The organism is Mycobacteroides franklinii, from assembly GCF_001853795.1.
GTDB lineage: Bacteria > Actinomycetota > Actinomycetes > Mycobacteriales > Mycobacteriaceae > Mycobacterium > Mycobacterium franklinii.
Window position 1 is genome coordinate 1 of sequence record NZ_MLIK01000013.1, and the last position, 450, is coordinate 450.

At 65.6% G+C, this 450-nt stretch carries 1 protein-coding gene; it reads right to left on the minus strand.

Going from position 1 to position 450, the window contains the following annotated elements; genetic code table 11:
- A partial coding sequence (locus tag BKG76_RS07080; RefSeq protein ID WP_165611504.1) for an AMP-binding protein occupies window positions 1–450 on the minus strand: 450 nt, incomplete at both ends.

Here is a 450-nt window from a genome sequence, read left to right on the forward strand (position 1 = left end):
GATCACGGCGGCTTCCGCGACATCGGGATGGCCGGCCAACACCTTCTCCACCTCGATCGGGTATACGTTCTCACCGCCGGAGACGATCATCTCGTCGTCCCGGCCCACCACGAACAACCGCCCGGCCTCGTCCAGGTAGCCCACATCTCCCGAGGACATGAAGCCCTCGTGGAAGTCCTTGTTGCTGCCCGAGGTGTAGCCGTCGAACTGGGTCGAGTTGCGCACGTAGATGGTGCCCACCTCGGTGGTGGGCACCTGGCGGAACTCGCTGTCGAGGATGCGAATCTCGGTGCCCTCGGCGGGTTTCCCCGCGGTGTCGGGCGCGGCGCGCAGATCGGCCGGGGTCGCCGTGGCGATCATGCCGGCCTCGGTGGCGTTGTAATTGTTGTAGATGATGTCGCCGAAGCGATCCATGAAGGCGGTGACGACGTCGGGTCGCATGCGCGATCC